Here is a 1334-nt window from a genome sequence, read left to right on the forward strand (position 1 = left end):
CTGATGTTGTATCATAATACTTGACACTTCTACTTCACAGATTTATAAAAAAGAAGTGAAAATGGAGGTTGTAAAATGGCACAGAAAAAGGTTTATGATGAAGAATTCAAAATTCAGGCGGTGAAGCTAGGAAGAGAGATCGGATTCAGCAAAGCGGCAATAGAACTGGGTGTCAACGTAGATACGCTGTATGGATGGAATAAACGAGCAAAAGATGCCCGGCTGGACTTAGGACTAGGCACACAGACCCCAGATACAGCTATGAGTCTTACGGAGGAGGTGCAGAAACTCAGACAACAGACCCGAGAACAGGCAAAGGAAATTGCCCGATTAAAAGAGGAAAATGAGTTTTTAGCGGAGGCAAGCGCTTTTTTCGCAGCAAGCCGTCGGAAGTCAGCAAAAATCTGAGAATGCAGTTTATTGATAGAAAGACGGATGGCGGCATGATTAAGGGAAAAATCGCGTTTTATTGTGATGTGCTTGATGTGACAAGACAGGGATTTTACTGGTATCTGAAGCATCGGGATGACCCATGGAAATATGAGAACATTGCGGAAAAAATGCGTGTCATCGTGGAGGAGGATGAATGTAATGATACTTATGAACGCTGTCGGATGAACCAGGCGTTAAAGCTGAAATACCCGAATGAAGATGTCCCAAGCGAAAGAACTGTCTACCGAATCATGGAAAGAATCGGGCTTAGCCATAGACCAAACCGTAAACCCCATGGCATTACAAAGGCCGATCGCAACGCAAGAAAGTCGGAGAATCTTTTGAACCGGGATTTCAGGGCGGGGAGCCCACTAAAAAAATGTGTGACAGATATCACCGAGATTCCAGCAAAGAATGGGAAACTCTATGTTTCCGCGATCTTCGATTGTTACGACCTTGATGTGCTTGGCCTGTCTATGTCAGACAACATGAAAACAGAGCTGTGCACATCTACAATAGAGAATATGGTAAAATCCAATCCATCGGTCTGTGGGATGATCCTACACAGTGACCGGGGAAGCCAGTACGCAAGCGCATCCTATCGGGCAGAGTTAAGCCGTCATGGAATCATACAGAGTATGAACAGTGATGGTGCCATGATAATGCACGCTGTGAGGCTATGTGGGCAAGAATGAAAGAAGAACTTCTGTATGGTAGATATGACACGAAGCAAATGACAATAGAGGAACTGAAAACGCTGATATGGAGATATTTCATCATCTATTGGAATCGGAGGATTTGTTCGGCCAATGGTGGTCTGCCTCCAATGACCAAGAGGAAAAAATACTATGAGTCATTGGGACAGGTGGCTTAAAAGTTTCGTGAAGAAAAAGTGTAAAGGA

Annotated in this window: 1 protein-coding gene and 1 pseudogene; both read left to right on the forward strand. The window is 44.0% G+C overall.

The features are described from left to right. The first annotated feature begins 75 nt into the window (after positions 1–75). Positions 76–408, forward strand: a complete 333-nt coding sequence (locus LI112_RS17745) for a transposase (RefSeq protein WP_055057140.1) — start codon at positions 76–78, stop codon at positions 406–408. 2 nt (positions 409–410) lie between these two features. Continuing rightward, positions 411–1306: pseudogene (locus LI112_RS17750) on the forward strand (IS3 family transposase). Positions 1307–1334: the final 28 nt, after the last annotated feature.

Origin of the sequence: Blautia sp. 210820-DFI.6.14, assembly GCF_020558815.1 — a bacterium.
In the GTDB taxonomy this organism is placed as follows: Bacteria; Bacillota; Clostridia; order Lachnospirales; family Lachnospiraceae; genus Blautia_A; species Blautia_A obeum.